Source organism: Diaphorobacter sp. C33 (assembly GCF_030503915.1).
In the GTDB taxonomy this organism is placed as follows: domain Bacteria; phylum Pseudomonadota; class Gammaproteobacteria; order Burkholderiales; family Burkholderiaceae_C; genus Diaphorobacter; species Diaphorobacter nitroreducens.
On record NZ_CP129980.1, the window covers coordinates 351,534 to 367,564 of the forward strand.

14 protein-coding genes are annotated in these 16,031 nt (G+C 67.3%); 4 read left to right on the top strand and 10 right to left on the bottom strand.

From position 1 onward, the window contains the following. Window position 1: 1 nt before the first annotated feature. On the bottom strand, window positions 2-688 hold the full coding sequence (locus tag QY917_RS01720) for a DUF3334 family protein (protein WP_011804539.1): 687 nt from the start codon (window positions 686-688) through the stop codon (window positions 2-4). A 277-nt stretch (window positions 689-965) separates the two neighbouring features. Here QY917_RS01720 and QY917_RS01725 point away from each other — a divergent pair, with 277 nt between their 5' ends. Genes QY917_RS01725 through QY917_RS01735 form a run of 3 tightly spaced genes read left to right on the top strand, consistent with a single transcriptional unit; the run spans window position 966 to window position 2,779 of the window. After that, the gene (locus QY917_RS01725; protein WP_047350797.1) at window positions 966-1,532 is read left to right on the top strand and encodes a cytochrome b; all 567 of its coding nucleotides are present in this window, start codon (window positions 966-968) and stop codon (window positions 1,530-1,532) included. Between the two features lie 47 nt (window positions 1,533-1,579). Beyond that, on the top strand, window positions 1,580-2,158 hold the full coding sequence (locus QY917_RS01730; protein WP_302079262.1) for a YceI family protein: 579 nt from the start codon (window positions 1,580-1,582) through the stop codon (window positions 2,156-2,158). Between the two features lie 45 nt (window positions 2,159-2,203). Further along, window positions 2,204-2,779, top strand: coding sequence for a YceI family protein (locus tag QY917_RS01735; RefSeq protein ID WP_123675182.1), 576 nt, complete (start codon window positions 2,204-2,206; stop codon window positions 2,777-2,779). A gap of 103 nt (window positions 2,780-2,882) precedes the next feature. On the opposite strand, the gene QY917_RS01740 is transcribed toward QY917_RS01735, so the two are convergent. After that, window positions 2,883-3,608 carry a haloacid dehalogenase type II gene (locus tag QY917_RS01740; protein ID WP_123675183.1) on the bottom strand — a complete coding sequence of 242 codons (726 nt, stop codon included), beginning with the start codon at window positions 3,606-3,608 and terminating at the stop codon, window positions 2,883-2,885. 143 nt (window positions 3,609-3,751) lie between these two features. Between QY917_RS01740 and QY917_RS01745 the strand changes: the two genes are divergently transcribed. Continuing rightward, on the top strand, window positions 3,752-4,987 hold the full coding sequence (locus QY917_RS01745; protein ID WP_123675184.1) for an MFS transporter: 1,236 nt from the start codon (window positions 3,752-3,754) through the stop codon (window positions 4,985-4,987). A gap of 74 nt (window positions 4,988-5,061) precedes the next feature. Here the strand turns inward: QY917_RS01745 and QY917_RS01750 are convergent, their stop codons facing one another. From QY917_RS01750 to QY917_RS01785, 8 genes are all read right to left on the bottom strand, one after another. Continuing rightward, entirely contained in the window at window positions 5,062-6,201 is a 1,140-nt protein-coding gene (locus tag QY917_RS01750; RefSeq protein ID WP_123675185.1) for an FUSC family protein, read from the bottom strand. A 4-nt stretch (window positions 6,202-6,205) separates the two neighbouring features. Further along, complete coding sequence (locus tag QY917_RS01755) at window positions 6,206-6,682, bottom strand: MarR family winged helix-turn-helix transcriptional regulator (RefSeq protein ID WP_123675186.1); 477 nt, start codon at window positions 6,680-6,682, stop codon at window positions 6,206-6,208. Window positions 6,683-6,778: 96 nt separating this feature from the next. Further along, window positions 6,779-9,088: an NADP-dependent malic enzyme gene (locus QY917_RS01760; protein ID WP_015912743.1), complete on the bottom strand. Its 2,310-nt coding sequence runs from the start codon at window positions 9,086-9,088 to the stop codon at window positions 6,779-6,781. Between the two features lie 189 nt (window positions 9,089-9,277). Next, entirely contained in the window at window positions 9,278-10,765 is a 1,488-nt protein-coding gene (locus QY917_RS01765) for a nucleobase:cation symporter-2 family protein (protein ID WP_015912744.1), read from the bottom strand. Between the two features lie 306 nt (window positions 10,766-11,071). Continuing rightward, the gene (locus QY917_RS01770; RefSeq protein WP_302078349.1) at window positions 11,072-12,361 is read right to left on the bottom strand and encodes a M20/M25/M40 family metallo-hydrolase; all 1,290 of its coding nucleotides are present in this window, start codon (window positions 12,359-12,361) and stop codon (window positions 11,072-11,074) included. A 7-nt stretch (window positions 12,362-12,368) separates the two neighbouring features. Next, window positions 12,369-14,138 carry a 2-oxo-4-hydroxy-4-carboxy-5-ureidoimidazoline decarboxylase gene (gene uraD, locus QY917_RS01775; RefSeq protein WP_123675187.1) on the bottom strand — a complete coding sequence of 590 codons (1,770 nt, stop codon included), beginning with the start codon at window positions 14,136-14,138 and terminating at the stop codon, window positions 12,369-12,371. Between the two features lie 70 nt (window positions 14,139-14,208). Further along, entirely contained in the window at window positions 14,209-15,168 is a 960-nt protein-coding gene (puuE, locus tag QY917_RS01780; protein WP_123675188.1) for an allantoinase PuuE, read from the bottom strand. Then, window positions 15,165-15,842: a GntR family transcriptional regulator gene (locus QY917_RS01785; RefSeq protein ID WP_123675189.1), complete on the bottom strand. Its 678-nt coding sequence runs from the start codon at window positions 15,840-15,842 to the stop codon at window positions 15,165-15,167. The genes puuE and QY917_RS01785 overlap by 4 nt, the downstream gene beginning before the upstream one ends. Window positions 15,843-16,031 lie beyond the last annotated feature (189 nt).

Consider the following 16,031-nt stretch of genomic DNA (forward strand, 5'->3'; position numbering starts at 1 on the left):
GCTACATCCCGAGTGACCGGAGCAGCGCCTCGGTGTCGGCATCCGTTGCGCTGGCAGGGGCTGCCGCTGGCGCGGGTGCTGCCGCCTGCGCCATGAGTGCGTCGGGGTCGGGCGCGTCCTGGGGTTCGAAGTCGTAGAGCTTGATGAACTGTGTGCGGTCGATCGCCAGTTCCAGATAGAAGATGTTGTTGCTGCCCGTGTAGAAGGTCACGCGGCGGGCCTCGGGCTGGTCGAGGTTGGCGTCCACGCTCAGCACCACCTGTTGGTTCAGCACCAGCATCTTGGGCTGGTTCTGCGTGATGTGAGTCTGCAGTTCGCGGCGCACCTTGCCGGTGAAGTCACCCACCACCTGGTTCATCAGTTCGCCCATGACGTTGCTGACTTCGTCAGAGGTGAAAGAACTGGCCAGCTCCTGCGCCGACATGCCCATGCTGAGCATGTAGCGCTCGTAGATTTCCATGGCTGCGGCGGCCGAGAAATTGATGATCACCAGCCCCGAGAAGCCGCCGTCGAACAGCACGAAGCAGCCAATGTCCGGCTTCAGGCAGGTCTTGGTGATGCGCTGCACCATGCCTGAGTAGTGCACGGGGCCCTGGGTGGCGACCGACAGCACACGGGTCACGGAGTTGCACAGCGAGACCAGCACGTCTTCGGTGCCGTAGACGACGGAAGTGGAGGGAGGAGTCATGGGGATGCGGTGAAAGTGCGGCGACGGCGAACGCAAAGGTGGCGAAGGCCAATGCGCGAATCATGACATGCCCTGCTGCGCACGCGGGTGCGCGAGGGCCCCTGTCCAACGTGGTTAACCGCTGTCGTTCATAAATTTTGAATCGAAACATCAATACGGTTGAAACTTACCGCACGGAGCGCACTCTAGACTGCGTCACATCACCAGAGCGCCGTCTCTGCTGCGGGTCCCATCCGCACAATCGCCGCGCACTGTTCCTCTACCGCCACCATTCCGTATGACCACCGCTTCCGCACCACGACCCGCGCGCTACGGCGCCACCGCCATCGCCCTGCACTGGATCCTGGGCCTGTCCATCGTGGCCGTGATTTGTGTCGGCTGGTACATGACGGGGCTGCCGTTTTCGCCCCAGCGCCTGAAGCTCTACAACTGGCACAAGTGGGCGGGCGTGGCCATCCTTGCGCTGTCGGTGCTGCGGCTGCTGTGGCGCCTGACCCACCGTCCGCCCGCATTGCCTGCGGCGGTGCAGGCAGCCATGCCGCGCTGGCAGCAGGCCGCGCACCATGGCGTGCATTACCTGATGTATGCGCTGTTCCTCATCGTGCCGCTGGTGGGTTGGGCCTACAGCTCGGCCGCGGGCTTTCCCATCGTTTTTCTCGGCCTGGTGCCGCTGCCTGACTTTGTGCCGGTCAGCCCTGCCCTGGCGGAGGCCATCAAGCCCCTGCATGCCATCAGCGCCTACGCCTTGACCGCCCTGGTCGTGTTGCACGTGGCGGCAGCCGTCAAGCACCAGCTTATCGACCGTGACGGCCTGGTAGGCCGCATGCTGCCGGCGCGTGGCTGAGCCCGTTTCTCTTCCTGTCCTGATCCATGAATGGAGCATTCACCATGATGCAGTCGTCCCTTCCCCGTCTTGCTGGCATCGCACTGGCCGGCGCCGCGCTGCTGGCCGCAGGCAGCGCCTTCGCGCAGCAAAAGCTCGTGCCCGAGCAGAGCGAGATCGTCTTCGTGAGCAAGCAGATGGGCGTGCCCGTCGAGGGCCGCTTCAAGAAGTTTGATGCCCAGGTCGCTTTCGACCCCGCCAAGCCCGCCACCAGCAAGGTGGCGTTCACGGTGGATACCGGCAGTGCCACGCTGGGCGTGAAGGAAACCGATGCCGAGCTGCCCAAGCCCGTGTGGTTCAACGTGCCCAAGTTCCCGCAGGCCACGTTCCATTCCAGCGCCATCAAGGCCCTGGGCGCGGGCAAGTACGAAGTGGCCGGCAAGCTCAGCATCAAGGGCGCGGCGCAGGACGTCGTGGTGCCCGTCACCCTGACCCAAAGCGGCGCCATCACCACCGCGGCGGGCAGCTTCGCCATCAAGCGCCTGGCGTTCAAGATCGGCGAGAACGAATGGGCCGACACGTCCATGGTGGCCGACGAGGTGCAGGTCAAGTTCAAGCTGGCCCTGACCGGCGTGCCCAAGCTTTAACGCTTCCCCTTTTTAATCACCAACCTCTACTACGGAGAAACCGACATGCGTTCCACCTTCCTGACCATCGCTGCCGCCGCTGTCCTGACCGCGGGTGCCGTGCACGCCCAGCCCGCCACGTACGCCGTGGACCCCACGCACACTTTCGCCACGTTCGAGATCAGCCACTTCGGCGCCAGCGTGAACCGCGGCCGCTTCGACAAGAAGGAAGGCACCGTGCAGTTCGACAAGGCCGGCAAGACCGGCAAGGTGGAGCTGACGCTGCACATCGACTCCGTCAATACCGGTACCGCGCCGTTCGACAAGCACCTGCAGAGCGCGGACATCTTTGACGCCGCCAAATTCCCCACCGCCAAGTTCGTGGGCGACAAGTTCACCTTCGAGGGCGACAAGCTCACGGCCGTGTCGGGCAACCTGACCATCAAGGGCAAGACGCAGCCCGTCACCCTGAAGGCCAACCAGTTCGCCTGCTACGACAGCCCGATGCTCAAGCGTGAAGTGTGCGGCGGCGACTTCGAGACCACGATCGATCGCACGGCCTTCGGCGTGGATTACGGCGTGCAGTACGGCTTCCCCAAGAACGTGCGCATCGTGGCGCAGATCGAAGCCGTCAAGCAGTAAGCCGGCAAAAACACGGGCCCGGCTGTCTAGGTCGGTCCTCCTGCCTCAAGGGCTGGTGCCGTCAGGTGCCAGCCCTTTTTTCATTGCGCACGCAAAACAGCCTTTACGCCCCCAACTGGTCCGCCAAGTCCAGCAGGTCGCGGGCGTGCAGGTCGTTGCCTGGGCGTGGCGAGACATCCTTGGCGTGGCCCGCGCCGAACTCCAGCGGCCGCTCGATATAGGCCGTGCGCAGGCCGCAGGCGCGCGCGCCCGCCAGATCGTCGTGGTGGGCGGCCACCAGCATCACCTGCTGCGGTGGCAGGTCGAACACGCGGGCCACGCCCAGGTAGGTGGCGGGATCGGGCTTGTAGGCGCGAAAGACCTCGGCGCTCAGGATGCAGTCCCAGGGCAGGCCGGCGCGCTTGGCCATGTGGGTGAGCAACCCGATGTTGCCGTTGGACAGGGTGGTGATGGTGTAGCGGCGTTTGAGCCGCGTCAGCCCCGCCACGCAGTCGGGCCACGGGGAGAGCCGGTGCCACACGCGGTTCAGGTGCACGCGCTCTTCCTCGCCCAGGTGCGCCAGGCCAAAGCGCGGCAGGATTTCGTCGAGGATCTGGCGGTGCAGGGCGTCGATCAGCGTCCAGCCCTGCGCGCCGCTCATCACCCGCGCCATCGCTGGCTGGTAGCCCGCGCGCCAGGCGCGGGCGAAGGCGTCGGCGTCCACGCGGGGGTGGTGCTGCTGCATTTCGCGCACGATGCTGCCGTGCCAGTCCACCACCGTGCCAAAGGTGTCAAAGGCCAGCACCTGCACGGTGCGGGCGATCTCCTGAAAAGCGGAATCAGCGTTCATGGTCGGCCCTGTGATGGCATTGCGCCGCAGCGTAGCACCTGTATCGCGTATGTGCAGCCGCCCCAAGCCCGTGCGCCGGCGGGGAAGTGCCATGCGTGCTATGGTCGCGCGCCCTGGGGTTAACCCTGGTTTCCGAGCCTTCCATGACTGTTTCTGGCACACCCACTTCCAGCACCGCCACACCCGCCGCCGATGCCGATGCCGCCAGCCCCGCGGACGAGCGCACGCTGGTGCGCGCCGTGCTGGCCATGGGCGTGGGAGGCTTTGCCATCGGCACCGGCGAGTTCGTCATCATGGGCCTGCTGCCCGAGGTGGCGCTCGACCTGGGGGTGAGCATTCCGCAGGCCGGGCACGTGATCAGCGCCTACGCGCTGGGCGTGGTGGTGGGCGCGCCGGTGCTGGCCGTGGCGGCGGCGCACTGGGGCCGGCGGGCGCTGCTCATGGCGCTGATGGCGGTCTACGCCCTGGGCAACTTTGCGTCGGCGCTGGCGCCAGTTTATGCGTCGCTGGGGCTGCTGCGGCTGGTCAGCGGCCTGCCGCACGGCACCTACTTCGGCGTCGCGGCGCTGGTGGCCGCGGCACTGTCACGGCCGGGCGAGCGCGCCCGGGCCGTGGGCTGGGTGATGCTGGGGCTGACCAGCGCGACGCTGGTGGGTGTGCCCATCGCGGCGGCGCTGGGCAGTCTGCTGGGCTGGCGCGCGGCCTTCGTGTTTGTGGGGGCCATCGCGCTGGCGGCGGTGTTCATGGTGCGGCGCTGGGTGCCCGACATGCCCGCGCCGCAGGGCGCCAGCCCCTGGCGCGAACTGGGCGCGCTGGCGCGGGGCCAGGTGTGGTTCACGCTGGGCATCGGCGCCATCGGCTTCGGCGGCATGTTCGCGGTGTTCAGCTACATCAAGCCCACGCTACTGGAAGTGGCCGGCATGCCGGCGGCGCTGGTGCCGTTCACGCTGTCGCTGTTTGGCTTGGGCATGGTGGCGGGCAACCTGGTGGGCTCGCGCATGGCGGACCGCGCACTGATGCCCACCGTGGGCAAGCTGCTGTGGTGGTCGGTGGCGATGATGGTGGTGTTCGTCGCGGCGGCGCACCACCCGCTGACGGCGGCGCTGTCCGTCTTCCTGCTGGGTACGGTGGTGGCCATCGGTCCCGCGCTGCAGATCCGTCTGATGGACGTGGCGGGCGATGCGCAGACCCTGGCGGCCGCGCTCAACCATTCGGCCTTCAACGCTGCGAATGCGCTGGGGGCCTGGCTGGGCGGTGTGGCCATCGCAGCGGGCGGCGGCTGGACTTCCACCGGCTGGGTGGGGGCGCTGCTGGGCCTGGGCGGCCTGGCTGTGTTCACAGCGGCGCTGGCCAGCGAGCGGCGGACACGGGCTCGCTGATCTGTTGTTTTGCTATCAAAAAAGAAGCTGCTGGCGATTGTTGGACGGGCGCTAGGTGCCTTTTTTACCTTAAGTCACTGCGCGCGGCCATGGTGGTGCGCAAGGTACACCCTCTCGTCCAGCGACGACAGCACCAGCGCCAACACAATCCCTACCGCCGCGCCCAGGGTGGTATCGAAGATGCGTGACAGTGCCATTTCCGCGGCTTCGCCATGGTGCGCCATGTTCGTCATCAGCAGAGCCATCGGCGTCACGAAAATCTGGCCCAGTGCGTAGTTGAACCCGATCACCGCCTCGGTCAGCACCTGCAGCACGGCCACGGCCAGCAGCAGCGTCCAGAACGATGGCTCGGACGAGAGGATCACCCAGGCGATGCCGGCGCCCACCACAGTGCCCAGCGTGCGCTGCCAGCCGCGGTGCACCGTGCCCGGCAGGTGCGCACCTTGCAGCACGGCCACCGCGCCAATCGACGCCCAAGCCGGGTGCGCCCAGCCCGCGGCGTGTGCCAGCAGGGCGGCCAGCGCGGCGCACAGCGCCACGCGTGCCGACTGCACGGGTGCGTAACCCGGCGTGAGGGGCTTCGGGGCGCGTGCCCCCGCCGCTGCCTGGACGGGTGTTGCGGCAGGCGGTGCTACTTCCAGGTCGCGCAGGCGGTCGGTCAGCAGGCACAACAGCCAGGCGGCGGCCACGCCCAGGACGGTGGCGCCGGCGCGCCCGGCCAGGACCAGCGCGCTGTCAACCGGACTGATCGCGGCGCTGGCCGCGAAGATGAAAATCACCGCTCCCGGCGCGCCCATCTGCATGCGGTGGGCCAGTGATGCCAGCAGCCCTGCCATGCCCGACAGGGCCAGCAGCATGGCTACCGGTCCCAGCCCCGACCAGGCCAGCAGCGACAGCAGCGCCACGGGCATGACCAGCAGCGCCCCGGCCCTGAGGACGACGCCGCGGCGGCGGGCCAGCGGCGCGAAGCGCCCGAACAGTGCCGCCAGAGCGCCCAGGCCGCCGAAGCCCGCCACCTGGGCCCAGGGCGAGACATGCAGCAGCCCGGCAACCAGGATCACCGCCAACGCCACCTGCGCGCCGGCAATCGTGGCGTTGCGCAACGAGGCGGGGCGCTGCAGCGACAGGCTCTCCCGCAGCCGCGCGGATGCCAACGCCTGGCGCAGAGCGTGGCCGTGGGAGCTGGGAAGAAGAGGGCCGGTTGGCAACGCCATGGCATCAGTCCTCGTGCTGGGCGCTGGCAATGCGCGCTTCGATCTGCTCGAAGGCCTGCAGCAGGGTGCGGGCGGTGGCCTCGTCCAGATCGGCCAGCAACTCATCCTCGATGGCGGCAAGGCGCTTGCGGATGCCGTTGGCCGTGCGCTTGCCAGCGGCAGTGAGATGCACGAGCTTGATGCGGCGGTCGCTCGCGTGCGCCTGGCGCTCGACCAGTCCCTGGGCAGCCAATGCGTCCAGCAGCCGTACCAGGCTGGAGCCGTCCAGCCCCACGGCGGCTGCCAGCTCGGTCTGCGAGATGCCGTCGCCCAGGCGGTGCAGGTGCACCAGCGGCGTCCAGACGGCGTCGCTCAGGCCTTCGGCGGCCAGTTGTGCGTCCAGCGTCTTGCGCCAACGCCGGCCCAGGCCCACGAGCCGCACGCCCAGCAGGCGCTTGGGGTTGGCGGGGCGGGCGGCATCGGACGATGAGGCAGCAGACATTTTGTTATTCTAACAAATCATTTGAATTCAAATGATTTGTCAAAAAATAAGGGCCGCGCACCATGGCCTGGCGGGCGGCCCTGCTGTGCGCTGCGCTTACTTGCGGCGCGCGGCGCTGCTGGCGACGGCCAGTGCGGTCATGTTCAACACCCGGCGTACGGTGGCTGCGGGCGTGAGGATGTACGCCGTGGCCGAGGTACCCATGAGGATCGGGCCCACGGTGACACCGCCGCTGGTCGTGGTCTTGAGCACGTTGTAGAGGATGTTGGCCGAGTCGATGTTCGGGCAGATCAGCAGGTTGGCCGAGCCGGTGAGCGTGGAGTCCGGCAGGTAGTTGTTGCGGATCTTGGGCTCCAGCGCGGCGTCGCCATGCAGCTCGCCATCGCATTCGATCTCGGGATGGCGGGCCACGAACAGGTCGCGCGCTGCGCGCATCTTGCGTGCCGAGGCGCGCTTGGACGAGCCGAAGCTGGAGTGCGACAGGAACGCCACCTTCGGCGGAATGCCAAAGCGCTGCACTTCCTGCACCGAGGACCAGGCGATGTCGGCCAGCTGCTCTGCCGTAGGGTCTTCGTTGACGTAGGTGTCAGCGATGAACAGCGTGCCGTTGTTGGTCGTCATCAGCGCGTTCAGCGCGGCGTATTGCTGCACGCCGGGTGCATGGCCCAGGATGCTGTGGATGCGTTCCAGGTGCGTCTCGTAGGTGCCCACCAGGCCGCAGATCATTGCGTCGGCATCGCCCAGCTTCACCATCAGCGCGGCGATGATGGTGTTGGAGCGGCGCACGGCTGCCTTGGCCACCTCGGGCGTGGCGCCGTCACGCTTCATGAGCTGGTGGTAGGCCTCCCAGTACTGGCGGAACCGCGGGTCGTCCGAGGGGTCGCAGATCTCCACGTCCTTGCCCGGCTGCATGCGCAGGCCGGCCTTGGCGATGCGTGCGGCAATCACCGCCGGGCGTCCGATGAGGATCGGGTGGGCGATACGGTCGTCGATCGCAAACTGCGCGGCGCGCAGCGCACGCTCGTCCTCGCCGTCGGCATAGGCCACGCGTTTTTGCGCGTTGGGCAGCGTCTTGGCGGCGTTGATCACCGGGCGCATCAGGATGCCGGTCTGGTACACGAAGCGCGACAGGCTCTCCTTGTATGCCTCCATGTCCTCGATGGGACGACTGGCCACGCCCGACTCCAGCGCTGCCTGCGCCACGGCGGGGGCGATCTTGAGGATCAGGCGCGAGTCAAACGGCGTGGGGATCAGGTAATCGGGGCCGAAGGTCAGCTCCTGACCGGCATAGGCGGCAGCCACTTCCTCGCTGATGTTTTCCTTGGCCAGCGCGGCGATCTGGCGCACGCAGGCCAGCTTCATGGCCTCGGTGATCTTGGTAGCGCCGCAGTCCAGCGCGCCGCGGAAGATGTAGGGGAAGCACAGGACGTTGTTGACCTGGTTGGGGTAGTCCGAGCGGCCGGTGGCGATGATGCAGTCCGGGCGCACGGCCTTGGCCAGTTCGGGGCGGATCTCGGGCTCGGGGTTGGCCAGCGCCAGGATGATGGGCTTGTCCGCCATGGTCTTGACCATCTCGGCCGTGAGCACGCCGGGGGCCGAGCAGCCCAGGAATACGTCGGCGCCGTTGACCGCGTCGGCCAGCGTGCGCGCGTCGGTCTTCTGTGCGTAGCGGGCCTTGGATTCATCGAAGCCGCCGGGGCGACCTTCGTAGATCACGCCCTTGGAGTCGCACATGAAGATGTTCTCCACCTTCACGCCCAGGCCCACCATCACGCCCACGCAGGCAATGGCGGCGGCACCCGCTCCCGAGACGGCGACCTTGACCTGGTCGATCTGCTTGCCCACCAGTTCCAGGCCATTGAGCAGCGCAGCGCTGGAGATGATGGCCGTGCCATGCTGATCGTCATGGAACACCGGAATGTTCATGCGCTTGGACAGCTCGCGCTCGATGTAGAAGCACTCGGGCGCCTTGATGTCTTCGAGGTTGATGCCGCCCAAGGTGGGCTCGAGTGCTGCCACGATCTCGATGATCTTGTCGGGGTCGCGTGCGTCCAGTTCGATGTCGAACACGTCCACGCCGGCGAACTTCTTGAACAGGCACCCCTTGCCCTCCATCACCGGCTTGCCGGCCAGCGGGCCGATGTCGCCCAGGCCCAGCACGGCCGTGCCATTGGTGATCACGCCCACCAGGTTGCCGCGCGAGGTGTAGTCGAACGCCTTGGTCGGGTCGGCCTGGATGTCCAGGCAGGGATAGGCCACGCCAGGCGAGTAGGCCAGCGACAGGTCGCGCTGGTTGGACAGGGGCTTGGTGGGCGTGACGGCGATCTTGCCGCGCGTCATGTTGCGGTGGTATTCGAGCGCGGCTTCGCGCAGTGCCGCTTCAGCGGCAGACAGGGGCTGGGTCATACGAAATACGAATGGTGCGGTGCACGAAAAAACAGGCCAACACGGGCCGGACAAGCTTACTGCATGCTGACGCAAACAGAGGGCCTGCACGGCAGCCTGCGTGGACGTCAACAAACCTTCCGCGCCCCGTGCGCCATACGGCACGCGGGGCGCGATCCTTCGGGTGGAAGGCGCGGGGCAGGGCGACGTTCAGTGGGCGTCGGCCTGCCGGGCGGCGAGCACGGCCGCAGAGGTGTCGCGGCTGGCTCCATTGAAGAAGATGTTCAGGACCACGGCAGTGATCGAGGCCAGCAGAATACCGGATTCGATCAGCGGATGGATGGCATGGGGCATCCACTGGCGGAAGTTGGGTGCGATCAGCGGGATCATGCCCACCCCGATGGACACCGCCACGATCATCGCGTTGTTGCGGTTCTTCTGAAAGTCCACGTTCGACAGGATGCGGATGCCCGTGGCCGCCACCATGCCGAACATCACCAGCCCCGCGCCGCCCAGCACCACGGTGGGCAGCGACTCGATCAGCGCCGCCATCTTGGGCAGCACGCCCAGCACGATCAGGATCATGCCGCCCGCCACGCACACCCAGCGGCTCTTGACGCCGGTGACGGCCACTAGCCCCACGTTCTGCGAGAAGCTGGTGTACGGGAAGGTGTTGAAGAGGCCGCCGATCAGCGTGCCCAGGCCGTCGGTGCGCAGGCCGCGCGTGAGATCGTCGCGCGAGATCTCGCGCCCCGTCATCTCGCCCAGGGCCAGGAACATGCCGGTGGACTCGATCATCACGACGATCATCACCAGCGTCATGGTCAGGATCAGGATGGGGTCGAACACCGGCAGCGCGATCTCGAATGGCAGCACCATGTCGAACCACTGGGCCTGGGCCACCTTGTGAAAGTCCATCAGCCCCATGGACGCAGTGACCACCCCGCCCACGATGATGCCCAGCAGCACCGAGATGTTGGCCCAGAAGCCTTTGCCAAAGCGCGCCACCAGCAAGATGGTGAGTAGCACGACGCCCGAGATGCCCACGCCTGTCAGGTCGGCATAGCGCGGGTTGGGCAGCGTGGGCACCACGGCGAAGCCCTTGGGCACTGGCGGCAGCGAGGAGCCGGGCGCGCCGGCGGCGGCCTGCGCCTCGGCCAGCCACTTGAGGTGCTCCGGGTTGGGCACGGCCGGGGCCGTGGGCCCTACGGGGTTGCCGAAGATCCAGTTGATGCCCACGCGCATCAGGCTGATGCCGATCACCGCGATGATGGTGCCCGTGACCACCGGCGGAAAGAACCGCAGCAGGCCGCTGATCACCGGCGCGATGAGCATCGAGACCACGCCCGCCCCGATCACCGCCCCGAAGATCAGCCCCGCGCCCGCCTGGCCGCCCGTGGCCTGCGCCATCGACACCATGGGCGCCACGGCCGCGAAGGTCACGCCCATCATCACCGGCAGCTTGATGCCAAACCACTGCGTGGCACCCCAGGCCTGGATGAGCGTGACCAGCCCGCAGACGAAGAGGTCGGCAGAGATCAGGTGCGCTACCTGCTCGGGCGGCAGGTTGAGCGCGCGCCCCACGATGAGCGGCACCGCCACCGCGCCTGCGTACATCACCAGCACATGTTGCAGACCCAGCGTGGCTGCGCGGCCCCAGGGCAGCTTTTCGTCAACCGGATGAACGTTCGTGGACATGGGTGTTCCTTGGAATCCTGGCTTGCTGTTCAAGGGGCTTCCGCCGTGCCGGACAGGGCTGCCATTGCGCACAGCAATCCATACAAAAACTGTATACAAAGTATGCGGAATTGCCTGTCGTAAGGCGACCCCGATCAAGGTCGAATTGCTAGGGGTTTGCCCTTGCTGCTTGCCAAGCGGTGGTGTCGGCAGCCAACGGCGCAGCTACGCCCGGCGGGGGCTCGCCACCAGTCGGCGCGATGGGATCGGCGCAGGGCGTAAAAAAGCCCGGCATGGGCCGGGCTGGAGCATTGGTGCGGCTGTGCGTCAGGCCGTCAGGTCTGCCAGGCTGCGCGCTATGACCTTGGTGGCGCGGCGCAGGTCTTGCAGCACCACGCGCTCGTCGGCGCGTTTGGCGTGCGATTCAAGCACCGTGCGCGGGCCCGCGCCGTAAATCACGCCGGGGATGCCGCGCTCCACATAAAGGCGCACATCGGTGTACAGCGGCGTGCCCACGGCGGGAGGCTTCTCGCCAAAGACTGCCTCGCCGTGTTGCTGGATGGCCTCCACCAGCGGCTGATTGCCGGGCAGCGGCGTCATGGCGTTGGCCAGCAGCAGGCGTTTGATGTCCACGCGTAGGGCGTCTGCGCTCCCGTAGCCGCGCTCGGTATTGAAGCCTTCCGCCGCCTGGGCGATCACGGCGCGAATCCGGGCCTCGACCTCGGCGGGGTTCTCCTCCGGGATCATGCGGCGGTCGAGCTTCAGCACCACCTTGCCGGGCACCACGTTGGTGTTGGTGCCACCCTCGATGCGGCCGATGTTCAGGTACGGGTGCTGGATGCCCGGCACCTTCGACGTCACCTGCCGGTACTGCACATTCTCGGCATACAGCGCGTTCATGATGGCCACCGCGCCCTGCAGTGCGTCCACGCCCGTGTGCGGCACGGCGGCATGGGCCATCTTGCCCTGCACGGTGACCTCCATTTGCAGGCAGCCGTTGTGGGCGGTGACCACCTCGTAGCTGAAGCCCGCGGCGATCATCAGGTCGGGCCGTGTCAGTCCCTGCGCCAGCAGCCAGCCGGGGCCGAGCAGGCCGCCGAACTCCTCGTCGTAGGTGAAGTGCAGCTCGATCGCGCCCTGCGTGGGCTTGGCCACCGCCTCCAGCGCGCGCACGGCGAAGGTGAAGGTGGAGAAGTCGCTCTTGCTCACCGCGGTGGCGCGGCCATACATGGCGCCGCCTTCGATCTGGGCGCCGTACGGGTCCCTGGTCCAGCCTTCGCCCGGCGGCACCACGTCGCCGTGGGCGTTGAGGGCGATGGTGCGGCCCGAACCCGCGGGCCCATAGGGCCGGCGCACGATCAGGTTGGTGATGGACTCCATGCCGTAATCCTTGACCTCCTGCGCGGAAACGGCGTGCTTCTCGGCCTCGAAGCCGAAGGCTTGGATCAGTTCAGCGGTGCGCTCGGCATGCGGTGCATTGTTGCCGGGCGGCGTGTCGGTGGGCACCTGCACCAGTGCTTGCAGAAAGCGCACCTGCTCGTCGAAGTGCTGGTCGATCCACGCATCCAGTGCGGCGTAGGTGGCTTGGCGGTCTTGGTTCATGGCGGAGCGTTCCATGGAGGGGTTATTCGGCGGCCAACTGCTGCAGCACATGGCTGAAGGCATCCACCGCCAACTGGATGTCGTCGGCGGTGCTGGATTCCAACGGGTTGTGGCTGATGCCGCCGTGCAGGCCGCGCACGAACAGCATGGCCTGCGGCATGATTTCGTGCAGTTTCATGGCGTCATGGCCGGCGCCGCTGGGCATGCGGTAGATGGGGACGCCCAGGGCGTCGACGGCCTTCTCCCAGCGGTGCTGCCAGGCGGGGGCGCTAGGGGCTGCGGCGACCTTCATGGCCAGCTCGGCCTTGTACTGCAGGCCGCGGCGTTGGGCGATTTCCTCCAGCTGGGCCAGCACGTCGGCCACCATGGCATCGCGCTGCGCATCGGTGGGCGCGCGCATGTCCATGCTGAAACTGCACTTGCCCGGCACCACGTTGATGGAGCCGCCTGGCACCTGCAGCATGCCGATGGTGGCCACGCTGTCGCCATCGCGCGCGGCGCGCTGCTCCATGTACAGCGCCAGCTCGGCCACGCCCAGGGCGGCGTCGCGGCGGCGGTCCATGGGCGTGGTGCCCGCGTGGCTGGCCATGCCCAGCATCTCGCAGACGTAGCGCACGCCGCCGTTGATGGACGTGACTACGCCCAGCGGGATGTCCAGTTCGTTGAGCACCGGGCCCTGCTCGATGTGCACCTCGATGAAGCCCAGGTAGCGGGCGGCATCGCGCCGCAGCTTGGGGATGTCGTCGATGCACAGGCCGGCGTGCTGCATGGCCTCGCGCATGGTGATGCCGTCGGCGTCCTTCTGGTCCAGCCATTCGTTGCGAAAGTCGCCGATGAGCGCGCCCGAGCCCAGGAAGGTGGCCTTGTAGCGCTGGCCTTCCTCCTCGGCAAACGCCACCACCTCGATGCCGAACGGTAGGCGCTTGGCCTGGCGGTGCAGCTCGCGCACGCAGGCCATGGGCACGAAGATGCCCAGACGCCCGTCGTACTTGCCGCCGTTGCGCACGGTGTCGTAGTGGCTGCCGGTCATCAAATACTTGCCGTCGGGTGTGGCCGGCTTGTAGCGGCCGACCACGTTGCCCACGGCGTCGATCTCGACCTCGTCAAAGCCGCAGTCGCGCATCCAGTGGCTGATGCGCTGGGCGCAGGCGCGGTGCGCATCGGTGAGGTAGGTGACGGTGAGCTGGCCCTTCTCGGCATAGCCCGGGTCGCTGTGCTGGGCCAGGCGCTCGTGCCAGTCCCAGACGTCGTTGCCCAGCACCGGCTCAGCGCCGAATTTGTCGTTCAGGCGGATCTCGGCAATGCGGTGGATGTTGCGCAGCGCCTCGGCGCGCTCAAAGTCGGGGTGGTTGGACAGGCGACGCGCGAAGGTGGCGATGATCTCCTGCCTCGCTAACCCCGTGCCGCGCGGCCCGCGCACCGCCAGGATGAAGGGAAAGCCGAAGCGGGCGTTGTAGTGGGCATTCAGTTGCTGGATGCGCGCGAACTCCTCGGGCGTGCAGTGGGTCAGGCCCGCCTGGCTTTGCTCGTTCGTGGACGCGGCCGTGAGCGCCTGCGCCACCATGGCCTTGCCCGCCAGCTCGGGGTGGGCGCGGATCAGCTCCAACTGCCGTTCCATGTCGGCGCCGTTCAGCACCTGCACCATGGCGTACTTGAGCTGGGCCAGCGAGCGGAAGGGGCGCAGCTGCAGCGCCGCCTCGGCGATCCAGGGCGAATGCTCGTACAGGCCGTCGAGCATCTGCAGGGCCTCGGCGGGGGAGGCGGCGTTGAGTTGTTCCAGGGTCCAGGCCATCGTGGCTCCTACTACTATCGAAAAAATAGCTGCTCGCGCTTATTAGATAAGCGTTACAGCCCGATTTGGCTTAAATGGCGGGTACGGGAAAGCGCTGCGCCCAGTGGCGCGCGAGGTCGATGCGGCGACACACCCAGACGTGGTCGTGGTGCTGGATGTGGTCCAGGAAGCGCTGCAGCGCCGTGATGCGGCCGGGACGGCCGAGCAGGCGGCAGTGCATGCCGATGCTCATCATCTTCGGCGCGTTGTCGCCGCCCGGATCGCCCTCGGCGTAGAGCGCATCGAACGTGTCCTTCATGTACTGGAAGAACGGGTCGGCGTGCGAGTAGCCCTGCGGCAGCGCAAAGCGCATGTCGTTGCAATCGAGCGTATAGGGCACGACGAGCTGGTGGTGCGCGCTGCCGTCGCTCTTGGCCACCTTCATCCAGAACGGCAGGTCGTCGCCGTAGTAGTCGCTGTCGTAGGCAAAGCGCCCGTCGTCGGCCACCAGGCGGTGGGTGCGGGGGCTGTCGCGCCCGGTGTACCAGCCCAGGCCGTGGTCGCCGCCGTGGCCGTAGAGCGTGTCGAAGATCTCCAGGCACTGCGCCATGTGGGCGCGCTCCACCTCCTCGGGCACGTTCTGGTAGTGGATCCACTTCAGGCCGTGGCAGGCCACCTCGTGGCCCAGCTCGGCGAAGGCCTGGGCCAGCTCGCGGTGGCGCTGCAGCGCAGTGGCCACGCCGAACACCGTGAGCGGCAGGCCGCGCTTTTCGAATTCGCGCAGGATGCGCCACACGCCGGCGCGCGCGCCGTATTCGTAGATGCCCTCCATGCTCATGTGGCGTTCGGGGTAGGCGGCCGGGTTGAACATCTCGGACAGGAACTGCTCGCTGGCGGGGTCGCCGTGGAGCACGCAGTTCTCGCCGCCCTCCTCGTAGTTCAGCACGAACTGCACGGCCACGCGGGCGTTGCCCGGCCAGTGCGGGTGCGGGGGCGTGCGGCCGTAGCCGATCAGGTCGCGGGGGTAGGGCGCCGTCGTGTCGTAGGTCATGGCGATACGGAGGAAAGGGCCATCGAAAGGTCGTTGGTCGGCAGGTCGCGGTCGAAGGTCAGGCCCGCCTCCACGTTGTCCAGGTGCTGCTGCATCAGCCGCACGGCCTGCGCCGCGTCGCCCGCGGCCAGTGCCGCGACGATGGCGGCGTGCTCCTCGTGCGAATGCTCGGCGGCGGTGGTGGACTGGTACATCAGCGTGATGAGGGCGCAGCGCGAGATCAACTCGCCCAGCAACTGGGCCAGCACGTCGTTGCCCATGAGCTCGGCCATGCGCACGTGGAAGTCGCCCAGCAGTTCGGTGCGCTGGCCCACGTCGTTGCCCTCCATGGCCTTCTTCTCGGCCGCCACATGGGCCTTCAGCGCGCGGATCTTGGCCGGCGTGCTCTGCGCCAGGAAGGCGCGCACCATCTCGGCCTCCAGCATGCGGCGCACGGCGAACACCTGGCGCGCTTCCTGGACCGAGGGCGCGGCCACGAAGGCGCCGCGCGCGGGCTCCAGGCGGATCAGGCGGTTCTGCGACAGCTGGAACAGCGCCTGGCGCACCAGCGTGCGCGACACGCCGAAATGGTCGGCGAGCTTCTGCTCGGCCAGCTTGGTGCCGGGCAACAGGCGGTGCTCGACGATGGCGCGCGTGAGGCTTTCGACGATGAAGCCGGTGGTGGAGGTTTCCATGCGGCCATCATAGTCGTGAAAGACAATTTTTGTATACAGTTTCTGTGGACTGTCGGGGACCCGGGGCGGACAGATCAGCATGTCGTTCGACACCGTCACGCCGGTGATCAAGGACGATACGGCGCGCTTTGCGCGATTGGTCAAGGAAGCCAAGGTTTCGATGGATTGACGGTAGGGCTTGTGCCGGCC

Bases quoted from the DNA above. Each gene is read 5' to 3' on its own strand.
- QY917_RS01720 (WP_011804539.1), bottom strand. From the start codon at position 688: ATGACTCCTCCCTCCACTTCCGTCGTCTACGGCACCGAAGACGTGCTG.
- QY917_RS01725 (WP_047350797.1), top strand. From the start codon at position 966: ATGACCACCGCTTCCGCACCACGACCCGCGCGCTACGGCGCCACCGCC.
- QY917_RS01730 (WP_302079262.1), top strand. From the start codon at position 1,580: ATGCAGTCGTCCCTTCCCCGTCTTGCTGGCATCGCACTGGCCGGCGCC.
- QY917_RS01735 (WP_123675182.1), top strand. From the start codon at position 2,204: ATGCGTTCCACCTTCCTGACCATCGCTGCCGCCGCTGTCCTGACCGCG.
- QY917_RS01740 (WP_123675183.1), bottom strand. From the start codon at position 3,608: ATGAACGCTGATTCCGCTTTTCAGGAGATCGCCCGCACCGTGCAGGTG.
- QY917_RS01745 (WP_123675184.1), top strand. From the start codon at position 3,752: ATGACTGTTTCTGGCACACCCACTTCCAGCACCGCCACACCCGCCGCC.
- QY917_RS01750 (WP_123675185.1), bottom strand. From the start codon at position 6,201: ATGGCGTTGCCAACCGGCCCTCTTCTTCCCAGCTCCCACGGCCACGCT.
- QY917_RS01755 (WP_123675186.1), bottom strand. From the start codon at position 6,682: ATGTCTGCTGCCTCATCGTCCGATGCCGCCCGCCCCGCCAACCCCAAG.
- QY917_RS01760 (WP_015912743.1), bottom strand. From the start codon at position 9,088: ATGACCCAGCCCCTGTCTGCCGCTGAAGCGGCACTGCGCGAAGCCGCG.
- QY917_RS01765 (WP_015912744.1), bottom strand. From the start codon at position 10,765: ATGTCCACGAACGTTCATCCGGTTGACGAAAAGCTGCCCTGGGGCCGC.
- QY917_RS01770 (WP_302078349.1), bottom strand. From the start codon at position 12,361: ATGGAACGCTCCGCCATGAACCAAGACCGCCAAGCCACCTACGCCGCA.
- uraD (WP_123675187.1), bottom strand. From the start codon at position 14,138: ATGGCCTGGACCCTGGAACAACTCAACGCCGCCTCCCCCGCCGAGGCC.
- puuE (WP_123675188.1), bottom strand. From the start codon at position 15,168: ATGACCTACGACACGACGGCGCCCTACCCCCGCGACCTGATCGGCTAC.
- QY917_RS01785 (WP_123675189.1), bottom strand. From the start codon at position 15,842: ATGGAAACCTCCACCACCGGCTTCATCGTCGAAAGCCTCACGCGCGCC.